The sequence below is a fragment of the Arthrobacter sp. Z4-13 genome (assembly GCF_054792705.1).
On sequence record NZ_CP096458.1, the window covers coordinates 119,851 to 144,775 of the forward strand.

Sequence of the window (24,925 nt, forward strand, 5' to 3'; positions counted from 1 at the left end):
TCTCCGCAGCTGCTCTCACTCTTTTGCACACCAGCTGAATCTACCGGCCACGTCCGACATCCAGGCCACTCACCCCTCTCCCCCAAGTGTTATCGGCGCATGAACTATGGATCGCCGGCCGCACGTTAGCCGATCCCCTTGCGTGCTGCGCCATGCGACAAATAGCGCCGTGAAAAAGCCGTCATTTACCTCTGTGAATGTTGGCGACTCCGCGCCGGCTCAGGAGCGGTCCCATGCGCCGTTTAGCAGGTGACGGGGGACGGAGCCGCGGCTGACGTCCAGACGTTGGTCGTACCAGGGACTCGGTATTGTGCCTCGATTGAGTACTTCCAAATGCCCTGGCTGACGCCGGTCGATGGGCCTGAATCGTAGATCGCCTTGCCGGCGATGAGGTCTATGGTCTGGATGGCGCCGGATGGATCGACCAGTTTCAGGACGTAGTTAGTGGCCCGGGGTACGGTCCCGTGGGAGTTTACTGTGATGCTGAGGCGAGACTTGCCGCTCTGACCGATCGGGGAGCAGTTGGCGGAGATGCTGTTGCCTGTCGGAGCGGCCAAAGCGAGGGTGCTGGCCTTCATTGCGGTAGTGGCGGCTGCTGTGAAGGTTGCGTGGGCAGCGGGGCCGCCAACGAGAAGACACGCAAGAAGTGCGCCGATTAGCGTGGCCCGCTCACGCTGCGGCACGTTCCTTCGCTCCTTCAAGGGTTTTCCTTCCATCCCCCGGCTGGACGGGCGTCGGCCCATTGCGTTTACGGGGGTTCTTCGGTCACTTTTCCGGACCAAGCTCAAGGAACCATCAAGGGCCCATCTGGTTGTCCCAAAGACCCCAAAAGGGCCAAAAAAAATCGCGGTGATTCGGGCCACAAAGTGGGCTTGACCAGCGCCAACATCAATTCTTGACGAAGTCTTGAGCCCTTGCGTCCCCCCTCCTTGAGGCAGTCCCTGAATAGTCATTCCTGTCAGGCCGAGAGCGTCTGACCCACAAACTTCGGCCGGCCCACTGGGGGTGGGCCCAGACCTACATAACTAAGGAACTCCGTCATGGGCATCAGCATGAAAACCACCTCCGGCAAGATCCTCGCCTCCGTCGCCTTGGTCGGCACTGCCGCCGCCGTTGCAGGCATGGGCACCTACGGTGCCTTCACCTCCAGCACCTCCGCCAGCCAGGCCGTCGCCTCGGGCAACGTCACCATCGCTCTGGCGGCTCCGGGTGCCACTAACACCCTGAACGTTCCGGTCACTGATCTCCTGCCCGGCGACAAGGTTGAGCGGCTCGCAACCCTCGCCAACACCGGCACCTCGGACCTGAACAATGTCACGCTGAACACCATCGCCACCGTCCCCTCGGCTCTGACCACGGATCCGGCCGATGGGCTGCAGCTGACTATCGAGAACTGCACCAGCCCCTGGGCCGGTACCGCCGGGGCTTACACCTGTGCCGGGACCAAGTCCACAGTATTGGTCAGCGGTCCGGTCATCACCGGCACCGCCAAGACCCTGACCTTGCCGACCGCACTGACCGCCGGCGCTACGGACAACCTGAAGGTCATCACGACGCTGCCCGCCACCGCAGGTAACGCCTTCCAGAGGCTGACCAGCACGGTCGAGTTCACGTTCACCGCAACTCAGCGCACCGCGACCACCAAGTAGCGTCAACGTTTCTCCGACGTAGCCCCTGGAACGAGGACTCTCCATGACCGCCATCGATTTCGCCACGATCCGCCGAGCGGGTGAATCCAGCACAGGTGCGGGGCAGGCCGGTCCCCGTTCCACCGGCAGGGCTTCGCGCCTTTTGCGGAAGACAGTGGCCGTGCTGACCACAACGTTCCTGTTCCTGGCTGGCGCTGCGTTCCTGGCCTTGGCCATCGGCCCGCGCCTCCTCGGCTACCAGACCTCAACGATGCTGACCGGATCGATGGCACCGCTCATCAACCCGGGAGACGTCGTTGTCACCAAACCCGTTCCTGTGGGGGAAATTGCTGTAGGTGACATCATCACCTACAGCATCCGTGTCGAGGACCACCGGATCGAGACCCACCGCATCACTGAGCTGATTGCCAACCCGGACGGCACCACGGCCGTCCGGACCAAAGGTGACGCCAACAACGGGGCCGACCCATGGACGGCGACCATCGACGGGGCCAAAGTGGACCGCCATATGGCCACCGTCCCTTACGTTGGCAGCGCCATCCGGGCACTGCGCCAGCCCATCGTGCTGAACGTCCTCATGTACGGTGCCCCGGCCGTGCTCGTGGTCAGCATGCTCGCCAATATCTGGCGCAAGAGGCCCGAGACGGAGGAATCGCCGGCTGCATCGAAGGCGGAAGCTCTTGCCTGACGGAGTCCGGAGTCTGGTCCATTTTGATAGTCTCCGCGACCTCGCGGACCAGATCGACAGCCGCGCCGAGACCCTGAAGTTCCTGGAGTTATACCTTGAGATGCTGCCGGACCGGCTGGAGCGGATCCTGCGGGGAATCGTGGACTGCGACCGGGAAGCCTCCCATGATGCGGTCCTGAGTCTGAAGGTGGCCTCGGCCATGTCCGGTGCGGTCAGCGCCGAAGCGTGTTGCCTGATACTGGAACCCCTGGTCCGCAGCAGCCAGTTCGGCCCGGCACTTGCCAGCGCCAGACACCTCAGCGCCGAAGTGCACGCCCTGTACGAAACTGCCCCGACGATCCTGCTCGAAGCGCACCGGGACCTGGGCATGGCTGCATGACGACAGCGCGGCACCCTAAAGTGTTGCCTTGCTTAGAACTCGACATCGACGGTGAAGTCCTCCGGCTCCTGACCCGTCAGCCCCGCAGCAGCACGACGTACGGCACCAGATATCTCTTCGTAGCTTGAAACCTGCACATCCAAGGCCGGAAGTTCAGCAACGCTGAGCACCATCCGGCCGTCTTCGACTGCAATGATCCGTGCGTTCAGATGCATCAAGGCCCCCTCCGTCCTCAACTCCACTGTATCGCCGCCGACACTCCATAGCCTTGGCGTGTCCGCTCCTGCCGCCGAAGGCGTGCTCTCGACGGACCGGGGCAGCGCGCCATTGGCGAATCTCAGCGCCTCGAAACCTTCCCGTCTCGAAAAGCTAGGGTGGTCAGACGCCCGAACATGGCTGTATCTGCGCCTGAAGTAGGCTTGCTTTGTCCTTCTTGGACAAGTCAACCTGCGGGGGAAGAGCAATGAATATTGTCTTGGTTGTCGTGTTTGCGGCCATTTTCTTTTATGTCCTCTATGGAGTCATCAGGGCGGCGACGCGGGACGGAATCATTGCAGCCCGTCAGAGCCTGCGTGCGGACGCAGGGCAGACCGGCCGAGAGGACACGTGACAAGCCCCCATCAAGATCAATGGCCTCCCAGTGACCACAAGTACAAACGCTCAGAAGTGACGGGCTTCGTCGGGAGCGGCGACGCGGTTTGGCAGCGTGCCATTCACGAAGTGCTCCATTGGAAGGTAAAAACCCAGAGTGGTTTTGTCGTGGACTCACTCGGGCCGGTATCGCCGGGTGAGCATGTCGTCGTAACTGCGCGGCTGTTGGGCCTCACTGTTGTGGAGCCCGTGGAAGTTGTAGACGTTGTCCAAGAACCAGGAAGATGCGGGTTTTCTTACCGCACCCTGCCTGGGCATCCGGTAGATGGGGAGGAAGCTTTTTTCGTTTATCGACGTGGCGACGAAGTACACCTGACCATTCGCTCCCTGACGCGAGCTGCACCACGACAACCTTGGCGGCTCCTCTTCCCTCTCATCCTTATCGCGCAGCGGATGGTTCAGAGACGGTACCTGCGCGCGCTGCAGTAATGGTCATAAAGGCAGCCGCGCAGCAAATTTCGGGACAGTGACACATCAAGCTGGACTTGGAAAAGTGTTCGACTGTCCATAAGGGGATCGCTCACCGCGCTTCTAACGCCCAGCCAGAGAGCCTGTTTTCAGCGCTTCAGCGTGGCGCATGATCAGAGAAGCTGCAACCAAGACCGCAGAGAATAGGACGCACGCGACTGGTGCTAGCAGGCAGATCATCGTAACCAGTATTGCCACAGGTGCGTCCACTGCGAATGTAGCGGTGCCGAAATTACCAATGATGAGCGGGCTCATCATTACCAATAGGGCAGCGATTACAGCTAGACCTACCCCGGTACGCATCGTCTTCGTTGGCAACTTTGACGCTTCCACCCTGGACCCCCATCATCGATCAGATGAGTACCAGACAAACAGCAGAACACGCCTGCCGCAAGGAGTTGGTCAAGACCGTTACCTCAAGGACGCCGTAAATGGTTTTCGACGTGCCTTCGCAGCGGATCCTAGCGCTGGCGGGAAAACTCCATGGGCCGGAGGGACGGCCCTGGGCACATCCCGAAAGATGCCCGTCCGTGACCCGCCCCGTTAGAGGATCCCTCAGCGGGCAGGATCGTCTGACTAGCAGCAGAGGTAGGGTCATCTGCATGATGTCGAGAGGAGTTTGATTCGAAATGAATACGATTCATCGCAGTATGAGCCAACAGCGCAACTGGCTGAAGATACTTCTTTACGGCTCGATCGCCAGCGGAGTGTTGGCGCTACTAACGGCAGGATTGACTTTAATTCTGTTCCAGGAAATTGAGAGCAGGGGTGACGTTACCAACGCGCATGATTTCGGGTGGCGCGCAGTCGCGCTTGCCGTGTTGTCCCTCGTGCTCTTCACTGTCTACCTCATCCGTCGCAATGCGCAGCGTAGGAGGTCCCGCAAACGTAGAAGAATGGCTCCAACCCCGTGACGTGATCATGGTGCCGACACAACGAGTAAGTGAGGCACTCTTCTGCAGGACCCCGAGCTTAGACGAGGGTGTCCGCATGAGGTTCTATGAGCGATCCCTCATCGGGCACTTTCTCGGGCGGCTCCACTGGGACGGTGGGGTGACCTTAGGCAGCTGTGGACCCTTGAGGGTTATCTGAAAGTGGACGCGCAGCGATCGGTGAGCGGGGCCAGTGCCGGTATAGGTCGAATAGCGCCCATGAGTGACGGCGGTCAAGGCCGCGAAGCGCCCGAAGGGTTCAGCGTTGAGGGGACGGCGCGACGGGTGCTCCTAAGTCTTGCTGTTGCGTTTCGAGGTTAGGGCGCCCGGCGTAAGCAAGAGCACGTTGCCGCTTCGTGTCAGACGCTCGAACTGCCGGCTGGCGAGAAACTGAAGAGCGAACGAGTGGACTTAGACGGGGTTCGCTCATCCTCCGCGCGAAGGGGCAGATCAACGAAGGCTGGTTCAGCGGGCCGGCCGTTTAGTCGATCGCTTGCCTCGAGCACGTCGTCACCCAGCCCGATTGCGTTCGTATGAAATTCTGCGTTAGAGATCTTCCGCTGCCCAGTTTCGTATGTGTAGGTCGGTAGCTTCTGTGACCAATCCACTAAATGGCGTTTGTCTCTTATCGGCCCTATTGCCACAGTGGCATAGACCTCGTCGCGACTGACCAAGACAAGATCACCCGGAAGCCCTATGTACTTCCTTCGCGCCACGCTCCACAGCGAGTGAGTCGCTCGGATGATTAGCTCGATCAGCAGCAGGTTTCCTTCAAGACTTGTGAATGTGGAGGTCACCCACATGCTGAACTGCGGCGGGTTGGACTTGCCGTCACGCCTGCTTTCGAGATACGTAATTCCTGGGCCGCCAGCCACCCGGTGATCGTTCCATCGGATGGCGCCTTGGTCGCCAGGTATCCCGACAAGGCCGTGCTTGGCGGCGTTGTAGAGGGCGTTCTCATTCGTCAGGCGGTGTGCCACGACCCGAAGCAACTCGATGATTCCCTCAATCGAGTTCTCCCATGTCTCCTGATTCATCTCTACGCCAGCGTCTTCGGCTGTCTCACCGCCCAAGAACATTGATGCAACGGTCTTTCGATCAACGTGGCTCGTGTCCGGTTCCGCAAACTTAGCTGCCTGCCTCTTGAAGTCCCCTGGTTGAGTAACGCTGGCAACCTTGACCCACGGACACAACGGGAAGTTCATATGGGCCAGCCAGAGGCGCATCAAAGACTCTCCGGCATGGTGCACCAGCACAGTGCTGTCCAGGAAGGCGTAGCGAAGTCTGGACTCCTGCGGCATGCGAGCCGCCGCGCCGCCCTGCAACGCGCCATACTGCACCCCCTTCTTAAGGATGTCAGCCGCCTCGTCCCCGTCCGAGAGAGTGAAGATGATCGACTGCAGACGAGCACGCACGTACTCGGTGGGACCGGCTGAGGAATAGAACGTCGCGTTGAGTTCGGAGTACTGTTCGCTGGCCAGTGGTGGGGCAAGCGGTTTCTTGTTGTTGGTCGTTTTCCGGTTCCCGGACATGTCACTCCCCATTGTTAGCCCTCAGCTGAGAGGAAAACTTCTTCAGCCACGGGTTCAGTCTGTACGGTTCCCCTGCCAAACAAGCACTAGGACACGCGACTCAGAGTCCAGATCGGGGCTCAGTGTGGCCTACGTCTGACCCGACAGCTGATCACGTGATCCCGCTATCTAAGGGCGGTACTAATGAGGACGGGAGGCCGAGTCCGTAAGCCGATCCCTGATCGCGCGCTTGAAGCGTTCAGTGCATCACTGGCCCCTACGAGCAATGAAAAATCCGCTCATTTCCCAGATGAACGCGGCCTCCAGACAGGGCCGTCGCACCCGAAGCGAGGCACCAAAGTCGCCCGTAAGGCGGGCAGTTGGAGGGTCGGCGTCAAGAGAACACGGTGCTTAGGGTGATCAACAGGATCCCGGTGGAGAAGAGCAAAATGCTGAAACCAATTCCAAGGGATTCCATGGCTTTGACTTGTCGTTGCGCTTCATCCTGCTCGGGTCGGTTGCGGTTGAACATTGCCATGACGGTCTGGTACTGATACTGCGCTATATCTCTGCGGAATATGAACCAAACCGTAGACACGAGAAGGAGTACCAGCCCAGCTCCGTTAACTCCTGCAGTCCCCGGGAGCCGCAGGGGCCCGTATGCGGCAAGCAAATAGATGCCCGCCGCGGCTGCCACGCACAAGGCAAACTGAATCTGGCGTCGCTTACCGATCGCCTGTCGTGGATCCGTCCATCCGAGGTGGCTTGTCCTGCGCTCAAGCGTGCGGATCCATAGGAAGGTCGCTATGCATCCGACAACAAAGAACAAGCTGAAGGCCACTATCAACAGTTCACGCATAGTTCTGACGTTATCCTGACCGCTGGAACGGCCGAGAATGCCTCGACCAGCCACAGCAGCGGAATAGCGTGGCACGGGCTGGCATCACGGTGTCCGGTAGAGGATCCCTAACCGGGCGGCTGCGCTTCAGGCTCCGTCTGCGGTGAGTGTTCGGGCTTTTCTGTTGAGCGAGAGAATTGTCCCAGCGATGAGTACTGGTGCAGCTGCTGCGAGGAATCCCCATTGCAGAGAACCGGCGAGAACCAGGCCGAGCAGGGCAATGGATACCGGTTCAAGAACGACTCTGGGCAGTTCAAGTACGGAGCTTACCCGCCCCAGCAGATGGTTTGGCGTGCGGGTCTGGATGAACGTTGGGAGGGCCACATCTGTGCTGTAGGCGACGCCGATCCCGACCAAGGCAAGGATGATGGCTGCTACCCATGCTTCCGTCGTCTGGCCTAGGAGGGCAAAGGCAATGCCTTCCACGAGAGTCATGGAAATGATGAGTAGGCCCCACCGTTGGGGAAGGCCGGTCACGGCCGCTGCCACGGTTCCGATTAGCTGCCCGACGCCCCATCCGGAGACGAGGATGCTAAGGGCAATCGGTGAGTCGCTAAGGGAGGTGGCCAGCATCGGGAGCCCGATGGCGAAGAGGCCGCTGTAGCTCAGTGTGGCAGCACTAATAACCAGCAGGACGATGCGGGTCTCATGGGACCGTGCAGTGTGCTGAAGACCCAGGCCAATCTCGCGGATGACTTCAGCGGCGCTGCCTGATCCACTTCCGATGGGCCCCCGGGGGACATTCATCGATGTGAAGGCTGCAACCGTCAGTGTTAGAGCGGTGACGGCAATAGCGAGTCCCGCGCCTCCCCAGCCGGTTAGGACGCCGCCAGCCATTGGGCCGGCGATGAAAGCAGCCTGTGCGACTGCTCCCTGAACGGCGTTGCCTTGCGGTAGGTCTTTTCCGGGGAGCAGGCGTGGCAGCACGGCTTCACTGGCAGGTGTGAAGAATGCGGAAGCAGTTCCCGTGATAGCGGCTAGGACGTACAGCTGCCACAGTTGCACGGCACCAGTGAAGCTCAGGGCGGACACTGATGCCATCGCGCCGGCACGTACTAGGTGACACACGAGCATGACGCGCCCTGGGGAGAACCGGTCTGTCAGCGCACCACCAAGAAGGAGCAGCGTCCCACGGGGTATCGCCTGTGCCAGCAGCACGCCGGCAAGGGCACCAATGGACCCTGTTTCTGTGATGACAAGCCAGGCCAGTGCAATGGAGAACGCAGCTTCGCCCGCCATAGCCAAGCCCTCACCGAACAGAACACGACGGAACTTTGGGTACTGCTTCAGCAGAGTAAAAGGGCTGCGCACATCATTCCTGAGGGTCGAAGCCGGGGTCGCAAGAGCCACTCGCCCAGACCCAGGGTCCCCAGCCCATTCCCGGTTGCAACTCGTCGCATAAACCAAACGATTGCTATCCGCAGCGCTGCAAAATTACCACGGGTAGATAGCCACCATATTTTCCACTCAAGGTCGAGGCTGGCCATAAGGTTGCCCGCAAGCCGGTGGCCGAATGCAACGCTTCTACGCCGCGTTTGGGGAACCCTCAATGCGACGGACGGCGTTCATTGAATGAACCCGCTCACAGGTCTGTGGAATCAAGGGTTTCCTGGATTTTTTGGAGGGTTTCGGGGCTTGCGGCTATCTCGAGGACTCCCCCGTCCGACTGGAGTGCCATGACTTGGAACCTCAACGGTATTCCCTGCTTTGAGTCGGTGCGCTCCCGCCGTCGCGGCGGCGCCAGGACGCGGAGCCCGGTAAGCGACTTGCTGCTGCCCCTGGGTACCAAGGTGTCGTAAACGGCCGGCTGGAACTCGATCCGACCCGGAGATGGGGTGGCAACCCCCATGTCCCAGATGCCACTCAAAGAGCCGGGTAGTGAGTTCGGATATCGCAGAAACATCACCGTCTGCCCATGCTCGGCGAGTCTGGCCGCGGTCTTACGGAATCTCTTCACGGTGAAGTACCAGCCCCCACCAATAAACAGCGCATAGAAGACTGCGTTGAAAATCGCCTGATCGAGACGGCGTGCGAAGAGAAGGTCAACGGCCAGGATGAGAACACCCCCAGCCACACCCCCCAATATGGCTAGGAGACCGGGATGCTTGGTACCCCATTCCCTCATGCTGGTCACGCTAGGCACGATAGGGTTCTGCCGTTACGGTCTACTCCGTGCCTGGACCTGATCCAAAGCCATCAGCAGGCCATCGGCGTCTGAGACGTCAAAAAAAGCGACGTTTTGTCCCAAGCCAAAGCTGAAGAAGTCCATCCCTGTGTTCTGATACATGCCGAAAAGACCCATCGCGCCCTGGTACCCGAATGTCACACTCACATGCTTGCCGTCCCTGGATCTGTCGACCTTGCTTGGCATACCAATTACTGGAGCATCAGCAACTGATCTGTCCCCTGTGTAGACGATCGCACGACTATCTGTGAGGCCGTAAGCGGTGGCGATCTTCCGACGTTTTTTAACGATAAAGCGTCCGAAAATGAAGTACAGACCCACCAAGACGAATGGAATGCCCCAGATAATGAACAGAAGTGATTGGCTTTGGGTGATAGCCATGGTTTCCCATACGATCGCGAATCCACCCCAGAGGATGCTGAAAGGCACGAGGAATGCATCAGCGCCTGTGAAGCGAACCTTCGGGTCGGGTTGACCGACCCATAGAAGTCGTTCGCCCTGGCGAAGGAGTGGCAGAATCCGGCTTCGTGGATCGTTCATGCCCGAAGTGTTACACAGGTACTCCTGTCTGAACAGGGCAAACTCTGTCAATTTGAGCCTGCCCGGAAGTCTCAGGATATGTGCCACTTCCTAACGGGACACTTCACGAAGGCACCGTGACCTGGGGAAGCGGGGACCGAGGAAGTCGTAGCCAGAGGGTCACCGACGCCGCCCGGGAAAGGAACGAACTACGATTCAATCCATGGCTGCCATCACCACCACCAAGGAACTTCGACAGAGAATGGCGGAGATCTTTCAGTGGAAAGTCAGTCCCCAGACCGGCCGGGAATACTTCAACTTGTACACCTGGTGGCGGGAGCCAGAAGTCATAGCCGGCATTGGAGACCTGCTTGCCGAACCGTTTCGTGACGCCGCTCCGACTGTGGTCATTGGCCCATCCGCCAGCGGCTACCTGACCGGCAGCCTTACAGCCGCCAGCTTGCGTGCCGGCTTCTGCCCAATACCTAAAGACGCAGCGCCTTCCTTCGACAGCGATCCCTGGGTAACAGTCACCAGCCCGCCCGACTATAAAGATCGTCACCTTGAGCTGGGGATACCCAAAGGCCTCATCCGCTCGGGAGACCGTGTTCTCGCTGTGGACGACCTAATCGACACCGGTGGCCAGCTTCTGGCACTGCAAAGACTCATCGCGGAGACCGGAGCGACGTGGGTTGGAGCGTCCGTTCTGATCGACAACCTCAAGGAAAGCCAGCCGCGCCGTCAGCTGAATCTCAAGGCTGTCTTCCATATTCGGGAGCTCTAACCCACGAAGACTGTTTCACTGTGGGTTCGCCTTCGGATCCTTAATGTCCCGACTAAAGCTGCCTGCCCCCACGATCCCAGTCTGCCCGCCGAGCTTCTTCCTCATCCCAGTAATGACCGTCGCGACCGCGCACATAAAACAGATACGCGAGCCCGGCTGCGCAAGGAACCAGGAGTGCCCACCCTTAGGAAGCGAGCGGGAGATGCCGGAGGCGAAGTAGCCAGGAAGGCGGGAGTAGGAGCGCTAACGGCGCACCGGATCTACAAGCCCTGATCTTTTGTCGGGACTGGCAACCGGAATGAAAGCACCGGCGGGCCTCATGGCCGTGTCAGTTTCCGAGCGTCGTCGCGCTGCGGTCGAGGCGGTTGGTTAAGATCACCCGGCCACGGTTCAATATCTCGCTGATGACACGCTGCTCGTGGTCATCGAAAAGCGGGCTGTAGTGCTCACCTGGTGGGGTGATGCTGGGGAGATTGTTGCCGTAGAAGAGTTTGTCGTAACACTTGTCTGCTTCTGGTCCGCGGTCATCAAGGGATGCGTTCACGCTGCGTGCAATGTCGCCCAGAAGGTTCCACGCATTCAGCAGCTGCGCGCAGGTGTCATCGGATGCGGGCAGCTGGAGAAGGTCTTCGATCCCATCAAGGTTCTGGAGTTCCTCGTTGTCTAAGTCCAAGGTGAGGTTGTGCTGGCGGGCCAACTCCGAGAAGTCCTCTTGGCTACGGGCCCAGACGATCTGGCCGTTGTGGACGAGAACGCCGTCCGTATCTTCGTCACCAGCCTCGTCATCCGTTTGCCACACGAGGCCAAGCCTTTGACCTTGAAATTGAATCCAGTGCGGGTAAGACATCCTCATCCGCGAATCCTATATGTTGAGTTCGCATACCGGTGGCTAATCCCATGGGGAGGAACACAGCCCATTCGATCTGGGGTATCAGCTTGGAGACCAAGGGGCTGCACACGATTCCGGTGATAAAGACGTCACCTTGGTGCCCGTAAGCCGAACCCTCAACGGGTTCGATGACCCATCCCTTACCGGACGAACCCGGCGAGAGAGTCCCGTAAATTCCGGGTCTAGGATGCAGCTATGCGGTAGTGGGGGTGCTGCCCTAGTGGGAGGAACGTCGTTCATGCGGGTAATTCGTAACGCCAAGCGGGTATCTGTTCTGGGTGGTGGAATTGTCGTTATTGCCGCGGGCTTTTGCCTATGGCAGGCTGCAGTACTTTTGAACGAGAACGCAAACGGCCGAGTTGCCGCGTTCACCGCTGGGTTCGCTGCTATGGCCATTATCCAAGGGTGCGTCATTCTTTTTTGGGACCGCCGATCATCGCCTACCGTGCTTATGCGACCGCAGCTGGCAGATGCCTTCTTAGCCGTCTTTCCCGCGGCTGTCGTCGGATCCGTTTTCGCGGCCGTGCCCGAGCTTCGGGATCCTGGTAGTCCTCCTTTTTGGTCACTGGTCCTGTTTCTCAGTTCGCTGGCAATTTCGGTAAAACCAGCGGAATCGGCTCTGCTCGCTGAGGTTCCGCCGATGGAGTCGATGAGCTTTTTAGACTGGATGCGATCACAGGATTTCGGTATGGGGACTCTGCTGATTGTGATCTGGTTTACAGTGCTGTACTTGATCACTCCGCTAAGAGCGGATGCTTGGACGTTCTTGATATTCACGCTTGGATTCGCCCAGGCGATGGTGAGTATCTGGCGGATTGCAGAACAGCACCAAATGTCCAAGAGAGGGCTTCGCCTCTCTGGCATGCAGATTGTCTGGTTGCGGGCTATCCACGTAAATCAGGGGCATGAGGCTGCCGTTAAGGAATTGCACATCATGTATCCGAAGATTGGTGCAACTCATGCCGAGAGGGTCATCGAAAACCTCTATCAAACTGAGGAGGAACGTTGACGAGAAGTTGGCGCATTTGCGCCCCCAGTCGGGGGGTATTCCTCTGACTCGCTAAATCAGGAGAGTAACAACCCTCGCATTTGAGGCGCAGAGGTTCTGAAACAGGTCCAGCCGGACTGGGAGAGGGGGATGGATGCCCGTATGGGCATCCCTTTACGGGACGCACAAGACGTATGAGCGCCAGCTGACTTTAAAGCTCGCCTGGCCTTGCCGGGAAGCGCCTACTCCGCCTTGGGCAGTTCAGCGGTAAACCCGTACTTCTTGTGCACCTTGAGAAGAAGCGCGGTCAGGTCTTGGATGACCAAGCGGCGCATGTCTTGCTCTTCTGTTTCGAGAATCCGGTCCAGGTTTGGGGTGATGGTTCCCCTCACCGTTAGTCCCACTTTCCTAATCCGGGTCGTGGTCGGCGTATCGCCGGTGTGCATAGCGGCAGCGCCGGGAAACCAGCTGTGGCTTTCGGAGATGCTGAACTCCAGTGACCGTAGCGGGCCGCTCAACCACCACTGCCGCCATGCTGCTGACGCGTTGAGGTCCATCGTGACTTCCCGTGCCGTTGCCCGGTAGAGCTGTACCCGGTACGGGGCGTGCTCGAGTTGTTCGCCGTATTCGAGGAATCTTGGTTCGTCTTCACGGGGGGCTAAGGGCCACAGCGTGTCGGTGCTGCGTTCGTAGGCGTCCCGAAAGTCTGCATGCATACCGTTGCCGATCATGCCCATGAAGAAGTCGAACATCGCCGGCCTGTCCGGGTGTTCCAGGAAGTGCCCCTCGGGTGTTGGTACGTTGCCGACGAGAACCTGGTAAAGGCACCAGCCCCGGAGCCATTGCTCATAGCTGTACGGCTCACGTTCGTCCGGTTGCCTGCCCAACATTGGCGGGGCTGTCGGGTCAAATTTCTGAGGGTCGAAGGGGCCGCTTTCAGCTGCGGCCATCTTTGCCTCGAAGAGGGCTTTGGGCTCGGGCCGGGACTCCCACTCTAGAAACACTTGCGATGCGCTTCGCAGGGCCTGCTCATAGAGATCGATGATCGTTTCGCCATTCTCGGCGCGCAGTCTCCTAATCAGAGCGTCAGATTGGGGTCCGGGATCCCGGTTCCATAACCGTGCCTCTTGCACGAATACTTCGAGGTCCATGGCGTCCTTCACGAAAGCGGCCACCGGCACCCGGGATCGAACCCCGTGGCCGGGAGTGCCGGAAAGAACCGGAACTCAGGACACAGTACTAGGTTGGGCCGATTGAGTCCCTCAAACGGGACGATGGGCAATGGCCTCGCCGTCGCGGTGAGACAACAGACGACGGCTGTGATGCTTCAGTGGGCATGGATCCTCGGTTGCGAGGCGCCACACATACTTATAGGCATGAAGCGTCCCGCTCATTATCAGGGAAGCCCGGGAGGTAGCATGCATAAGTTTGATCTGCGCTTTGATTCCAGCGGAGGCTTCGATTTTTTGGTCGACGGTCGGTTCCTTCGGGAGATGCTTTTCGAAGGCGAGGACATGGAAGAGCGTGAAGTTAGCTCGTTGCGTCGCTGGGGATTCTGGGGACTCTCGTCCCGCCTCGCACAGGAGCAGATACGTCGTCTAAAGGGAGAGCTTCCAGGTCAGTTCTTTCCGCAGCGAGTTTGGCTCTACTTCTGCCCTGTGTGTTTTGACGAGGGTTGCGGCGGAGTCAGCGTAAGGATTCAAGTGGGAGCCGATCAGGTGGCCTGGAGCGACTTTCGCCACGACATGCCCTCTACTGAAGATGAGATAGAGGCCTTCGATGACGATGATGTGATTACTTCTGTCGGGACGCTGGTGTTCGGCCGCGTCGAGTATGAAGCCGCACTGAATCGTACAGCTAAACAATTACGCCGCAGCTTCTTGACCTGGACTAGCTGAGACCCAGCCGGATCACCGTAGTCAGATTCTAAATGTCCGTCCGGTCAAAGACCGTCAGAACCTGGGGCATTAAAAACGTCCGTAAGAGGCCTGCACGCATAACGTCCCATTTGGGGGTGGCCGACTGCAACGCTTCTACGCCGCGTTTGGGGAACCGCTACCGGAACGGTACTGACGGACTAGCCCAATCGGCGCGAGTGACCACAGCGAACGCGATGGCCGGCATCGGGGCTTCCAGGTCTCAGAGATTGCGATCGGATTTTCCTGAGAACTGGCCGATGAGGCTGTGAAGTAGAGTTTCATACTCTGCCCGCTCGAATACGAACGTCCTGTCGATCTCTACGGCTTCCGTGGGGTTGCCGAAGATGTCGTCCCACCCGAAGTCAGACCAGGTGACAGTTTTCTCCGTGATGCTGATGCGGGTGCTCACGCCTCCGCAGCCGGGGTCTCCACATTGGCAGTACAAGAGCCAGGTTCGTCCATTCCTGTCCGCTGGCAGTGGGCCGCCAAGGAGCTGCCTCAGTTGATCCAAAGACTCTTTAGGGCTATCGGCCCAGGGCAGGGGGATCTTGCGATCGGGGTTGTCTGCTGCCTCGGACGGTTCGATCAGCGCGAGCAACGGTAGGCCGTCTATGTAGATTTCCTGAATGGGCGCGCGGACTTGGACTACCTGCCGCCGGCGGAACAATCGGAACCTCGACTCCGTCCACTCCAGCTCGTTCTCAACGAACGTCAGTGAATTGATCAGTTTCTCCACAAATCTAGTTTCCCAGCTCTGAAGCCAGCGCTGGCTCTGACAGTGGCCCCCGCTGCAGGAACCTTCAACGGGAGGTTCCCGGTTCGGGAGCAGGGGCACCATCGACTTCATCGTGTAGGTAAGGGACACTTGACCCTTAATCCCCTGGTGGGCCCCCGTATCCATTCGATGGCATTTGGGAGTCAAGGAAGACCAATGGCACGTTTTTGGGATAAGAAAACACCGACTGTGACCCTTATCCTGTCTGGGATCGTGTGTATCTCGTTATTCATAGCTGTTTCAGATGACAGCCGCTTTGGCTATTGGCCACCGATGGTTCTTTTAGCAGCCATTGCTTTTACTATCTTCAACAACCGCAGGATAGACCGTCTGGAAGCACGAAAACTCAACGGCGATGCAACTGGTAGCTAGGATGCTTGGCCGAGCGGGACCTTCAGGGGTGCGGGCCTGCTTTCGATGCTGAGCGGTGAGACTTACTGCAGCACGAAAAGGATCCTTCTGCGAGACAGCAGGACGCTGACCGCTCGCCACTACCGCTCGGGCTCGATGTAGCCATACGACGAGGTGGACCGGCCAAGACGCCATTCGTAGCCGTCCACTTCAATTTTAAGAACTGAGACCTCGCCTCGGCGAAACAGCCGCCGCCGCTTTTCTATGTGCCCTTGCCCTTGAAGGTAGGCGCGCATCACGAGGCAGAGCTTACGGAGTTCGGCTTCCTTTTCATCCTCGACGTCGTCGTATTCGAAGAGGATCGCGCCGACGTCCAGCTCAGGTATGAACACATTCGCCCACTCGTAGCTGGCTCTGATCCTTGCCGTGCGGTCGTTGCCGAAGCGGCCGCTCACACGAACGCTGTGCAGCCAGGGATCGGCTTCAGGGATAACGTCCACCACGGCAAACGTCTCGTTAAACACTTCGTCCACGACACGGTGCAGCATGGCTTTGATGTCGATCGTCACGCTGACAGTCTCTCAGTCCATGGACAGCTGTGGAGTCCGATTGAGGATCCTGTACCGGGCACCCACGGGACGTCATGACGTAGTTCCCAGTGGGCTTGCGCTGAGCCCGGGCTGATGAATTATCGGTGCTCAGGTTAGGCTACGAATTCTCTGGGTCGGCCTGCGCGCGGGTGAGTGCCAGGAAGCGGCCCGCACGCCGAAAGTCACGGGCGAGAAATCCAAGCCCTATGACCAGTACGGCCGCGCCGATCGCCATCACCCAGCCGAATAGGCTGTCGCCACGTCGGGCAAAGTTCAGGGCTTGAGGAATGAATACGAGGGGGATTATCGGCTGGATGAGCAGAAGCGTTGCAAGGTTCTTCCGTAATTGCACCGCAGCGGCCCGGATGACCGGGAGATGTTCTTGGACGAGGGGTGCTTTTCCTGCGATTTGCCGGCGAACGCGCTTTCGTTCGTCGGGCTCCAACGAGACCAGTACGTCAATCCTCCCCACCTGAGCGGCAGGTGCCACTTTCTTCGCGTTGTAGATCAGTCCGCCTATCAAGACACCGATTGCGCCGAAGACGATTCCAACCGCCAGAAAGGTCGGCCCCTTTTCCGGGGCGTCCGGAAAAATTAGGGCACCGATGACTGTGCCGGCAGTGACGGAGAGGACCAATCCAACCGGGAAGTAGCGGGTGAAATAGGTTTTCAAGACATCACCGAGACCGTTGTCCTGGATGCCCTGAGCTCTTCTAATGGCCTCTGTCCAACGCTCGTTGGACTCTGCCCTGAGTCCGTCAATCCCGCTCATCGGTTTGTTCCCATGGACATTTCTAACGCGGTTGGACAAATGCTGTAACCCCCTGATCGAAACTCCTCGCAGGGAACAACATTTGCGCGCCTTTGCAACGGTAGCCCTGACACGTCTATCGCGACTTATATTTTGAGGACTGCAGGATGCCCGGAGCAACGTCCGTTAGCCGGTCGATCAACGGGCGCAAGAAATTACAACGCTTGCCCATGCCAGGGCGGGAGTCGAGAGGCCCGAATACCCCGCACGATTCATTGCGCGATGAAGGTCCGGCGGATTCTAGGGATCGACGCAACAATGGATAACTGTGGCACGGCTGTCGGCTGTCTCTTACTGTACGCAGAAGGCGGAACGGAGTGACCTCTTTGCGTTTGGAACAGCGCTTCAGCAGGGAGTTAAGTGGGCAGCTGTTCTGCCCTGCTTAGCTGCCAATATTGGATGCTGTTCCCTTGTCCGTTAGGTATGGCCAGGTGATGATGAGCGCGACCGTTAGACCCCCCGCGACGGCACCAAGTGCGGGCCCGGTTCCAAATGAGAGTGCAAGGATGATCGCCGGAATGATGAGGGCCAGTGCTATTGCCCAAAGCCCGTGACGCATAGTCGGCCTGTCATTCCGTACCCAGGTGGCGACCATCATTGCCAGCAGAACAGCGGCAAGGAGTGCGACGCTTGACCAGTACCCTTTATCCGCTGGGTTCTGAAACAGAGCAGAAATGCCGGCACCTGCCCCGACTCCCACGATCCAGGCAAAAACCATGACCATGATCTTTTTCGATCTCGTGCTCAATTCATCACCTCTTCGTCGGCGCCGACTGCATCTGAGTGTACTCAGCCAACGAACGGCCAGAGCGCCTTTCCGTCTGGAATAGCACTTCTGGAGTGAGATAACCCAGGGTCTTGCGGGGTCGGGTGTTCAGCTCTTTGCAGACCGTACTGACGTATTCATCGGGGTGCTTGGACAGATCGGTGCCTTTGGGAAAGTATTGGCGGGCCAGCCCGTTGAAGTTTTCGTTCGCGCCGCGTTGCCAAGGGCTTGATCGCTCAGCGAAGTAGATCCGGAGTCCGGTGGCAGCCGCCAATTCCTGGTGGCGGGCCATTTCCACGCCTTGGTCCCAGGTCAAGGTCCGTTTCAGGCGAGCGGGTAGGGTCTCAAAAGCTGCGGTGATGGCCTTATTGGTCGTCGCAGCGGTGTGGTCGGTGGGCAGGTTGATGATGATGCCGTACTGGGTCTTGCGTTCGCGCAGCGTCACCATGGCGGAGGTCGACCCAGTCCCGACGATTAGATCGCCTTCCCAGTGGCCGGCCTCTGTCTTGGTTTCGACCTCGGCCGGGCGCTGGTCGATCATGGTCATGTTCTGCACCGTAGCGCCGTGGCCGGAACTGGTCCGCCAGCGGTGTTTACGGATCTTGCGGCCGGTGCGAAGCCGGTCACGGTATTTCTTATCCAGGCCGCCATCGTCATTGAAGAGCAGCGCCCGGTAGATCGTCTCCGGACATAGGCGCAGGACCGGCTCTGTGGGGAATCGCAGGGCGAGCCACCCGCAGATCTGTTCCGGGGACCAGTTCCGGTTGAGTTTGTTTTGCACGAGCGCGCGAAGGCGCCGGTTCGTTTTTAGCTTTCTCTCCCGCGGCCTCTTGCGGCCCAATAGGGCGTTATGGTCAGCGGTGTGGGGCAGGTATCGGCCCTGCTCGTCCCGGTGTCGGTCCAGCTCGCGCTTGATTGTTGACGCGGCACGCCCCAGTTCTCGGGCGATGCGTTGCAGGGAACAGCCCAACCGGAGCAGATCCGCGATTTGCAGCCGTTCCCGAAGCGACAGATACCGCCCGGAGGACAGCCGGGTCTGTCCTGGGGGCTGCGCCGCCCGCTGGCTTCGAAGCCTCGTCCCGATAACCCTACTCACGCCCAACATCCTGCAGGCCGCAGCGTTGGATGCACCGGAGCCCACCAACTCCCAATATCGTGTCTCCCGTAAAGCGCGCCGCTTTTGTGCTGGTGACAAAGGAGCTGCCGTTCTCTCGGCAATGATCCTCGCGGTCCGGATTGCGTCCCGCTCGGCTTTCTGCAGACGCGCTTTTTCGGCTTCCCGCTCTTGTCTCCGTTGGGTTTCCCAACTAACGGAGGTCCCCGGGGAGAGTCGTAGAGCCTCTACAACCTCGGCCAACGGGAGCCTGCTTCGCAAGAGGACGAAACGGCGGTAAACCCACCGGTAACCGGTTGTATGCTTCACGCCTGCCGATGCGGTAGCGGCCCCTACGCTCACGCCGGTCGAGTAGGAGGACCAGAACGCTTCTTCAACCGCTGGGTCTACCTGGAAATGATGGCGGCCGGCGCCTCTTAGGAAGCGTTTATTCCATTCCTCGGCGTTGCGTGAGGTGAACCCCAGTTCTGTCTGGGCTGCCGCATGATCGCGTCCTTTACTGCGGAATCTGAGGTACTCATCACGCAGCCACCGATAACCGGTCTCCTTACCGATTCCGGTCACCCGTACTGATTCTCTGAAACTCTTGCCCTCCTTGATGAGAGCAAGAAACCTGACACCGGTGGGCGAATCGAACTGTTGGTACATCGAAGGAACTCCCTTATCGGGTGTTGCTTCGATCAACAGAATCCGGGGTCCGCCAACTGCAACCAGGCCAAACGACTGGCGCTGTCCCACGTCCTTGGAACTGGGACGCCTTGGAAATACCAATCACCTCCCTTTTGAAGGCTCTTCTCAGATGAAGGTGTAGGTCGACGTCCACCGATACGATCTACCCCATGACCGAAACCCAAGAGATTGATAACGCTGGATCGAATTTCACCCAAGTGCTGGACGCTGCGGCGAAACTGCCGGGCGTGAGGATCAATAGAGCCGCCTACCTGCGAACGGCGCTCAAGCGCCACTGCACCGAGGAACAGATCAAGAGGGCAATCGACGAGAGTCCAGCGGCAGCGGGTATCCCGCTCAAGGTCATCTCTGAGGTCGCTAACATCTCCATCGCTTATGAAACGAGCAAGGTCACCGGCCTCTCAACTCTCGCAGGTATCCCTGGCGGCCTGGCGATGGTTGGCACTGTGCCAGCCGACCTCGCGCAGTACATGGGCCACATGCTTCGGATTGCCCAGAAGCTTGCCTACATCTACAGCTGGCCCGATCTGTTCGCCGACGATGGCGACGAAGTCGATGAGGCAACTGAGAGCATGCTGATCCTTTTCGTGGGTGTGATGTTCGGTGTGCAGATCGCCCAGGGTGGAGTGGCAAGGGTCGCGGGCATGATCGCCGGCAATGTGGCTAAGAAGCTACCGCAGAAGGCGCTCACCCAAGGGGTCATCTACCCGATCGTGAAAAAGGTAGCCAGCTATCTCGGTGTGAATATGACCAAAAAGCTCTTCGCCAGCGGAGTCGCGAAGGTCATCCCCGTCGTCGGTGCAGTTCTCTCTGGAGGCCTCACCTTGGGCACGTTCCTCCCTATGTCCAAGCGGCTGCAAAAGCACCTCGCCAGCCTGGAGCTGACCAAGCCAGGACACAGGACCGAAGAGGCCGAGATCTTCGACGCCGAAGTCATTAACTGAACCGACGTCACCCCCGAGCTCCTGTAGGGGTAACGGGTAATGGGGGAACCGCTGAATATTCGCTCTTTTGGGGTCCACCTGTCGTATGTTTGGGGGCCGGTGGGCAGAGCGCGCAGTAGCGGTCTTGGGAGCCGGGCAGTGGCGTCGTTGGGGGCCACTCAGCTTAGGCTCCTTCCGTCGTGTGTATAGGGCGCACGGCGGAAGGAGTAATCATCAATGGTACGGAAGATCAGAGCGAAGCTCGTGTTGCAGTTGCGCGCCGAGGGCCTGTCAGGCCGGGCAATCGCAGCGTCGCAGGGAATGTCCCGGAAGAGCATCACGGCGGTGCTGGAGGCTGCCGACGCGGCCGGTGTGGTGTGGGACGAGATCGCCGACAGCTCGGACCGGGAGGTGTATGCCCGGTTGTTCCCTGGGCGCGGTGAGCATCAAAGCGTGTTCGCGCAGCCGGACTGGGACCAGGTCCACCGGGAGATGGCCCGGGTCGGGGTGACGCTGAAGCTGCTCCATGGTGAGTACTCCGATTCATGCGCCGCTGCCGGCGAGCCGGTGATGGGCTATGACCGGTTCTGCAGGACCTACCAGCGGCACGTGCTAGTAACGGGAGTGGCATCCCGGGTCGGACACAAGGCCGGTCAGACGGTGGAAGTCGACTGGTCGGGGCCGACGATGCAGCTGGCCGATCCGGTCACGGGCAAGGCCCGGACCGTGTATCTGTTTGTGGGTTGCCTGCCTTTCAGTCGGTATGCGTTCGTCGAACCCGCCCTCGACATGAAGCAGGACACCTGGTTGCGCGCCCATGTGGCGATGTTCGAGGCCTTCACAGGCTCGGTGCCGCGGATCGTGCCGGACAACCTGAAGACCGGTGTCATCAAGCATCCGCGCGAGGGCGAGGTCGTGCTCAACGACGCTTACCGCGAGATGGCGGCGCACTATTCGGCGGCGGTGCTGCCCGGACGTGTCAGAGCGCCGAAGGATAAGGCCAGCGTGGAAAACACGGTCGCCCACGTGGCTACCTGGATCATCGCCGGGCTGCGCCAGCGACAATTCACCTCGTTGCCGGAGCTCAGGGCCGCCATCATCGAGCGGGTGGCAGCCTACAATGCGGAGCCGTTCCAGAAGCGCCCCGGGTCCAGGGCCAGCGTGTTCGCGGCCGAGGAGCAGCCGCTGCTGACGGGCTTGCCGGCGGCGGCCTACGAGATCAGCAGATGGGCCTACGGGCGCCGGGTGGGCCGAAACGGGCACGTCGTCTGGGAGAAGAACTACTACTCGGTGCCCTTTGCAAATATCGGCACCACGGTGGACCTGCGGATCACCGACCGGGTGATTCAGGCCTACCGGGGCACCGAACGGCTGACCAGCCACCTGCTGCTGCCCGAGGGCGCGGCCAACGAGTACCGCACCAACGACGCCGATCTGCCCGCCGGCGAGAAGTACCGGCAGTGGGACCCGGTCCGGGTGCGGGAGTGGGCCGGACGGCTCGGCCCGGCAACGGTAACCGTGGTCAACCGGACCTTCGAATCCGTCCCGGTCGACGAGCAGGGCCTGGACGCGGCACTTGCAGTGCTGCGGCTCTCCCGCCGCTACTCCGCCGAACGCCTCGAGGCAGCCTGCCGGCTTGCGTTGGCAGGCCGCGTGCGGTCCCCGCGTTATGCGCATCTGCAGCCGATCCTGGTCACAGAGCAGGACAAAGCCGCCGGGCTCAGGCCACCACGGTATGAACCGGTCGAACACGGCGGATACGTGCGCGGCGCCGAATACTACGCAGGTGGTGCCAAGTGAGCGGGATCGATATCGAAACCAAGCGCAAGCTCCGTGAGATGGGCGCCGCCCCGATGCTGGACGCGCTCGAGGCCCAGGACGAGACGCTCGTGCTCGGCATGGCCTTCGAGGAACGGCTGCGGCTGGTAGTCGACGAGGCCCACTCCGGGTTCAACCACGCCAAGGTCGAGGGACTGATCCGGCGGGCCGGGCTACGCTACCCGGGCGCGGATCTGCGCCGGCTCGACCTCGTGGACGAGCGCGGCCTGGATCGGAACGTCATCGCCCAGCTCGGCACGTGCTCATTCATCGAACGGCAGCAGAACGTCGTGTTTCAGGGATTCACCGGATCCGGGAAGTCCTACCTGGGGTGCGCCCTGGCGAAGCAGGCCTGCCAACACAGGATCCGTGCCCACTACGTCCGCATGCCCGACCTCGAGGAAGCCTGGGCGCTGGCGAAGGACAAGCCACAGGGACAAACCAAATTCCTGAACAAGTACGCGGCCTTCACCCTGCTCGTGATCGATGAATGGCTCCTCGACCACCCCGACGAGGGCATGCGCAGCATGCTGCTGGAACTGCTTGAACGCCGGTACGACACAGCATCGACCGTGTTCTGCACCCAGTACGCCAAGAAAGACTGGCACCAACGGCTCGGCTCCGGAGTCCACGCCGACGCCATCATGGACCGCATCGTGCACAACACCATCTGGGTCGATACCGGCAACCACAACATGCGCCAGCACTCCACCACGAAGCAGTAAGAAAACGTCGGTGGGAGCCGGTGGCCCCCACACCCCCGGCCGCTGGCCCCCACCGGCAATATCAATGGCCCCGAAAGGCACTATCCAGTGGCCTCCAGACCTTCAAATACTCACCGCAATTTTTCCCTAGGGTTTCCGAGTACGCTTTCATCTCAGCCCGGCGAATTTACGCTGGTCACATGAGCGACGAATCTGGAATTGAATCACCCGAGCCCTACTGGCTGATGAGGATGCGCCAGGCCGCCAAGCAGCGGCCCAGGACCCGGTTCGTGAAGATCCGTTGGCTCGAGTTGCAATACCTGCTTCGCGAGCGGGATGCCCTCTGGCTTGCCGCGGGCCCCGCCGTGCGCGAACGGCTTATAGAGCTCCGCGCGACCGATGACTATACGTACTTGTCTCTCCAGGAGATAGCCGCTCTGCAAGCATCTCAAGACGAAGAGCACAGCGCGTAGCATTCCCGTTGCCAGCTGGTCTGTCCGCTGGCCTCAATAGTGTCCCGTTTCCTTGGAACTGGGACACCTTAAGCGGTATATGTTGTTCTAAAAAATGGCACTACCGGCGTTTAGCTGAAGAGCAGCTTTCGGTACTTCCTACTGCTTGGTCCAGGTCCCGCATCGCGATGACTCGAAAGTTTGGCCCTCATTGAGGACCACCTGCGGGAAGCCACCTTTGACGTTATCGTTCTCGATGATGTCGCTACCGTTGGAGCCGGTCACCGTGATAGCCCAGTAGCAGCTGGTCGTCAGTTCCTTTGTCGTCCGGTACGTGCCCGGTGCGATGTCCTTGCCAACCGTCCAGGTGCCTTCCTTAACGATATTCGCTGCAGCTGCAGCCTCTGCTCCACCGACGGCAGTTTCCCTGGCCTTCACAGCGTCTTCCCGTGCTGCGAGTTTGGCTGCCGATTCAGCTTCAGCCTTTACAAGGGCGTCTTCGCGCGTCTTCAGCTTGGCCGCTGCGTCTACTTCATGAGTCGCAAGGCGGCCATAAAGACGGAGAAATCGCATGTTTCTCACGTTGTTCTCGATGGTAAGGACGGCAACACCTGGGAACAGATCGTCTCCCTTGAACTGGAGAGGCACTCGCGGCCACGCTCCTTAGCACGGGAAGCACATGCTCAATCCGTTCCTGTTCCGATTGGAGTGACAGCGACAAGACGAAAGCTTCTCCGGCTTCATGCAGTCGCTCAGTTGAAAGCATCAGGTGCCCGACCTGCGTCAGCTTCGAGGGTAGCGCTTGTCACTGTTTCCGGGCCGGCTGTGTTGTCCCGGCCAGCGTCGGCTCCGGCAGCAATCCCGCCAATGAAGAGCGAGGCCGCACCGGCAACGGCCACTGCGATTGCCGTGTTTTGTCCCGGCAGGCCAGCCCAGGACGGCTTCTTAAAAACAAGAGCGTAAAGGCCGGTGAGCGCGGCGGCGACACCCAGGTACATCAGGATAGATTCACCGCGCCCATTGAAAGCGTTACTCAGCACCACGATGGCCAGGAGCCCACCCACGATCCAGAAAGCGACACCGAAACGACCTTTAACCCGATTTGGATCTTTCCGGCGGTTTTCCTGCTGCGGCTGCGGGGTCTGCGGCATATAGGGCGCCTGCTGATACTGCGGCGGATATGGCTGGCCCTGGTGCGGCGGCTGAAACTGTCCCTGCTGAGGGTACGGGTACTGCGGCGGGAAGGGCTGCTCCCCCTGCCCCTGGTGCGGCGGCTGAAACTGTCCCAACTGCGGTTCAGGCTGCTGAGACGGGACGTTCGGGTTGTCGCTCAATTTTCCCCCATGAAAAGTAATGGACGCTCTGCACGTCGAGGTCACGATAGCACCGCATCCCTTCTGAACCCTCTGTTTCGCGGGCATTCAGCTGCCGTCAAGTGGTCGCTCCTTTGCCGTGACCCACTTGAACCGCA

30 protein-coding genes are annotated in these 24,925 nt (G+C 59.7%); 14 read left to right on the forward strand and 16 right to left on the reverse strand.

What is annotated here, in order from left to right; translation table 11 throughout:
- Positions 1 to 242 precede the first annotated feature (242 nt).
- On the reverse strand, positions 243 to 683 hold the full coding sequence (locus M1E07_RS00580; protein WP_461186763.1) for a hypothetical protein: 441 nt from the start codon (positions 681 to 683) through the stop codon (positions 243 to 245).
- 357 nt (positions 684 to 1,040) lie between these two features.
- Between M1E07_RS00580 and M1E07_RS00585 the strand changes: the two genes are divergently transcribed.
- From M1E07_RS00585 to M1E07_RS00595, 3 genes are read left to right on the forward strand one after another with little or no spacing between them, the layout of a single operon-like run.
- A complete protein-coding gene (locus tag M1E07_RS00585) occupies positions 1,041 to 1,649 on the forward strand; it encodes a TasA family protein (RefSeq protein ID WP_461186764.1) in 609 nt (202 codons plus the stop codon).
- Positions 1,650 to 1,692: 43 nt separating this feature from the next.
- Positions 1,693 to 2,337: a signal peptidase I gene (locus M1E07_RS00590; protein WP_461186765.1), complete on the forward strand. Its 645-nt coding sequence runs from the start codon at positions 1,693 to 1,695 to the stop codon at positions 2,335 to 2,337.
- The gene (locus tag M1E07_RS00595; protein ID WP_461186766.1) at positions 2,330 to 2,716 is read left to right on the forward strand and encodes a hypothetical protein; all 387 of its coding nucleotides are present in this window, start codon (positions 2,330 to 2,332) and stop codon (positions 2,714 to 2,716) included. Before M1E07_RS00590 ends, M1E07_RS00595 begins: the two co-directional genes overlap by 8 nt.
- Before the next feature lie 32 nt (positions 2,717 to 2,748).
- Here M1E07_RS00595 and M1E07_RS00600 read toward each other — a convergent pair whose 3' ends face one another.
- Positions 2,749 to 2,931 (reverse strand): hypothetical protein, encoded by a 183-nt coding sequence (locus tag M1E07_RS00600; protein ID WP_461186767.1) that lies wholly within the window; start codon positions 2,929 to 2,931, stop codon positions 2,749 to 2,751.
- 248 nt (positions 2,932 to 3,179) lie between these two features.
- Between M1E07_RS00600 and M1E07_RS00605 the strand changes: the two genes are divergently transcribed.
- The 3 genes from M1E07_RS00605 to M1E07_RS00615 all read left to right on the forward strand — a co-directional run bounded on the left by M1E07_RS00605 (position 3,180) and on the right by M1E07_RS00615 (position 4,749).
- Positions 3,180 to 3,326: a hypothetical protein gene (locus M1E07_RS00605; protein ID WP_461186768.1), complete on the forward strand. Its 147-nt coding sequence runs from the start codon at positions 3,180 to 3,182 to the stop codon at positions 3,324 to 3,326.
- A gap of 56 nt (positions 3,327 to 3,382) precedes the next feature.
- Complete coding sequence (locus M1E07_RS00610; RefSeq protein WP_461186834.1) at positions 3,383 to 3,796, forward strand: DUF1990 family protein; 414 nt, start codon at positions 3,383 to 3,385, stop codon at positions 3,794 to 3,796.
- A gap of 668 nt (positions 3,797 to 4,464) precedes the next feature.
- Positions 4,465 to 4,749 (forward strand): hypothetical protein, encoded by a 285-nt coding sequence (locus M1E07_RS00615; protein ID WP_461186769.1) that lies wholly within the window; start codon positions 4,465 to 4,467, stop codon positions 4,747 to 4,749.
- Positions 4,750 to 5,126: 377 nt separating this feature from the next.
- Here the strand turns inward: M1E07_RS00615 and M1E07_RS00620 are convergent, their stop codons facing one another.
- The 5 genes from M1E07_RS00620 to M1E07_RS00640 all read right to left on the reverse strand — a co-directional run bounded on the left by M1E07_RS00620 (position 5,127) and on the right by M1E07_RS00640 (position 9,901).
- Complete coding sequence (locus M1E07_RS00620; protein WP_461186770.1) at positions 5,127 to 6,299, reverse strand: hypothetical protein; 1,173 nt, start codon at positions 6,297 to 6,299, stop codon at positions 5,127 to 5,129.
- Positions 6,300 to 6,672: 373 nt separating this feature from the next.
- On the reverse strand, positions 6,673 to 7,137 hold the full coding sequence (locus M1E07_RS00625; protein WP_461186771.1) for a hypothetical protein: 465 nt from the start codon (positions 7,135 to 7,137) through the stop codon (positions 6,673 to 6,675).
- Positions 7,138 to 7,263: 126 nt separating this feature from the next.
- Positions 7,264 to 8,415: an MFS transporter gene (locus M1E07_RS00630; protein WP_461186772.1), complete on the reverse strand. Its 1,152-nt coding sequence runs from the start codon at positions 8,413 to 8,415 to the stop codon at positions 7,264 to 7,266.
- 343 nt (positions 8,416 to 8,758) lie between these two features.
- Positions 8,759 to 9,310 (reverse strand): hypothetical protein, encoded by a 552-nt coding sequence (locus tag M1E07_RS00635; RefSeq protein ID WP_461186773.1) that lies wholly within the window; start codon positions 9,308 to 9,310, stop codon positions 8,759 to 8,761.
- A gap of 24 nt (positions 9,311 to 9,334) precedes the next feature.
- Positions 9,335 to 9,901, reverse strand: a complete 567-nt coding sequence (locus tag M1E07_RS00640) for a hypothetical protein (protein WP_461186774.1) — start codon at positions 9,899 to 9,901, stop codon at positions 9,335 to 9,337.
- A 202-nt stretch (positions 9,902 to 10,103) separates the two neighbouring features.
- Here M1E07_RS00640 and M1E07_RS00645 point away from each other — a divergent pair, with 202 nt between their 5' ends.
- The gene (locus M1E07_RS00645; protein ID WP_461186775.1) at positions 10,104 to 10,664 is read left to right on the forward strand and encodes a phosphoribosyltransferase family protein; all 561 of its coding nucleotides are present in this window, start codon (positions 10,104 to 10,106) and stop codon (positions 10,662 to 10,664) included.
- A 328-nt stretch (positions 10,665 to 10,992) separates the two neighbouring features.
- Here M1E07_RS00645 and M1E07_RS00650 read toward each other — a convergent pair whose 3' ends face one another.
- Positions 10,993 to 11,517: a hypothetical protein gene (locus M1E07_RS00650; protein WP_461186776.1), complete on the reverse strand. Its 525-nt coding sequence runs from the start codon at positions 11,515 to 11,517 to the stop codon at positions 10,993 to 10,995.
- A gap of 274 nt (positions 11,518 to 11,791) precedes the next feature.
- Between M1E07_RS00650 and M1E07_RS00655 the strand changes: the two genes are divergently transcribed.
- Positions 11,792 to 12,562 (forward strand): hypothetical protein, encoded by a 771-nt coding sequence (locus tag M1E07_RS00655; RefSeq protein WP_461186777.1) that lies wholly within the window; start codon positions 11,792 to 11,794, stop codon positions 12,560 to 12,562.
- A gap of 221 nt (positions 12,563 to 12,783) precedes the next feature.
- On the opposite strand, the gene M1E07_RS00660 is transcribed toward M1E07_RS00655, so the two are convergent.
- Positions 12,784 to 13,692: a hypothetical protein gene (locus M1E07_RS00660; protein WP_461186778.1), complete on the reverse strand. Its 909-nt coding sequence runs from the start codon at positions 13,690 to 13,692 to the stop codon at positions 12,784 to 12,786.
- 267 nt (positions 13,693 to 13,959) lie between these two features.
- On the opposite strand from M1E07_RS00660, the gene M1E07_RS00665 reads away from it, so the two are divergent.
- Positions 13,960 to 14,439 (forward strand): hypothetical protein, encoded by a 480-nt coding sequence (locus M1E07_RS00665; protein WP_461186779.1) that lies wholly within the window; start codon positions 13,960 to 13,962, stop codon positions 14,437 to 14,439.
- Between the two features lie 241 nt (positions 14,440 to 14,680).
- On the opposite strand, the gene M1E07_RS00670 is transcribed toward M1E07_RS00665, so the two are convergent.
- Positions 14,681 to 15,196: a hypothetical protein gene (locus M1E07_RS00670; RefSeq protein WP_461186780.1), complete on the reverse strand. Its 516-nt coding sequence runs from the start codon at positions 15,194 to 15,196 to the stop codon at positions 14,681 to 14,683.
- 195 nt (positions 15,197 to 15,391) lie between these two features.
- Here M1E07_RS00670 and M1E07_RS00675 point away from each other — a divergent pair, with 195 nt between their 5' ends.
- Positions 15,392 to 15,607 (forward strand): hypothetical protein, encoded by a 216-nt coding sequence (locus M1E07_RS00675; RefSeq protein ID WP_461186781.1) that lies wholly within the window; start codon positions 15,392 to 15,394, stop codon positions 15,605 to 15,607.
- Positions 15,608 to 15,726: 119 nt separating this feature from the next.
- Here the strand turns inward: M1E07_RS00675 and M1E07_RS00680 are convergent, their stop codons facing one another.
- From M1E07_RS00680 to M1E07_RS00695, 4 genes are all read right to left on the reverse strand, one after another.
- Positions 15,727 to 16,155 carry a hypothetical protein gene (locus M1E07_RS00680; protein WP_461186782.1) on the reverse strand — a complete coding sequence of 143 codons (429 nt, stop codon included), beginning with the start codon at positions 16,153 to 16,155 and terminating at the stop codon, positions 15,727 to 15,729.
- Positions 16,156 to 16,294: 139 nt separating this feature from the next.
- Positions 16,295 to 16,948: a hypothetical protein gene (locus M1E07_RS00685; protein WP_461186783.1), complete on the reverse strand. Its 654-nt coding sequence runs from the start codon at positions 16,946 to 16,948 to the stop codon at positions 16,295 to 16,297.
- A 421-nt stretch (positions 16,949 to 17,369) separates the two neighbouring features.
- Positions 17,370 to 17,735 (reverse strand): hypothetical protein, encoded by a 366-nt coding sequence (locus tag M1E07_RS00690; RefSeq protein ID WP_461186784.1) that lies wholly within the window; start codon positions 17,733 to 17,735, stop codon positions 17,370 to 17,372.
- 4 nt (positions 17,736 to 17,739) lie between these two features.
- Positions 17,740 to 19,515 carry an IS30 family transposase gene (locus M1E07_RS00695; protein WP_461186785.1) on the reverse strand — a complete coding sequence of 592 codons (1,776 nt, stop codon included), beginning with the start codon at positions 19,513 to 19,515 and terminating at the stop codon, positions 17,740 to 17,742.
- Positions 19,516 to 19,706: 191 nt separating this feature from the next.
- On the opposite strand from M1E07_RS00695, the gene M1E07_RS00700 reads away from it, so the two are divergent.
- The 4 genes from M1E07_RS00700 (at position 19,707) to M1E07_RS00715 (ending at position 23,475) form a co-directional block, all read left to right on the forward strand.
- Positions 19,707 to 20,501 (forward strand): hypothetical protein, encoded by a 795-nt coding sequence (locus M1E07_RS00700; protein ID WP_461186786.1) that lies wholly within the window; start codon positions 19,707 to 19,709, stop codon positions 20,499 to 20,501.
- A 216-nt stretch (positions 20,502 to 20,717) separates the two neighbouring features.
- Positions 20,718 to 22,280: an IS21 family transposase gene (gene istA, locus M1E07_RS00705; RefSeq protein WP_461186787.1), complete on the forward strand. Its 1,563-nt coding sequence runs from the start codon at positions 20,718 to 20,720 to the stop codon at positions 22,278 to 22,280.
- Positions 22,277 to 23,023, forward strand: coding sequence for an ATP-binding protein (locus M1E07_RS00710; protein ID WP_461186788.1), 747 nt, complete (start codon positions 22,277 to 22,279; stop codon positions 23,021 to 23,023). The genes istA and M1E07_RS00710 overlap by 4 nt, the downstream gene beginning before the upstream one ends.
- Positions 23,024 to 23,202: 179 nt before the next feature.
- On the forward strand, positions 23,203 to 23,475 hold the full coding sequence (locus M1E07_RS00715) for a hypothetical protein (RefSeq protein ID WP_461186789.1): 273 nt from the start codon (positions 23,203 to 23,205) through the stop codon (positions 23,473 to 23,475).
- Between the two features lie 138 nt (positions 23,476 to 23,613).
- Here M1E07_RS00715 and M1E07_RS00720 read toward each other — a convergent pair whose 3' ends face one another.
- On the reverse strand, positions 23,614 to 24,102 hold the full coding sequence (locus M1E07_RS00720) for a hypothetical protein (RefSeq protein WP_461186790.1): 489 nt from the start codon (positions 24,100 to 24,102) through the stop codon (positions 23,614 to 23,616).
- Between the two features lie 104 nt (positions 24,103 to 24,206).
- Entirely contained in the window at positions 24,207 to 24,605 is a 399-nt protein-coding gene (locus M1E07_RS00725; RefSeq protein WP_461186791.1) for a hypothetical protein, read from the reverse strand.
- Positions 24,606 to 24,925 lie beyond the last annotated feature (320 nt).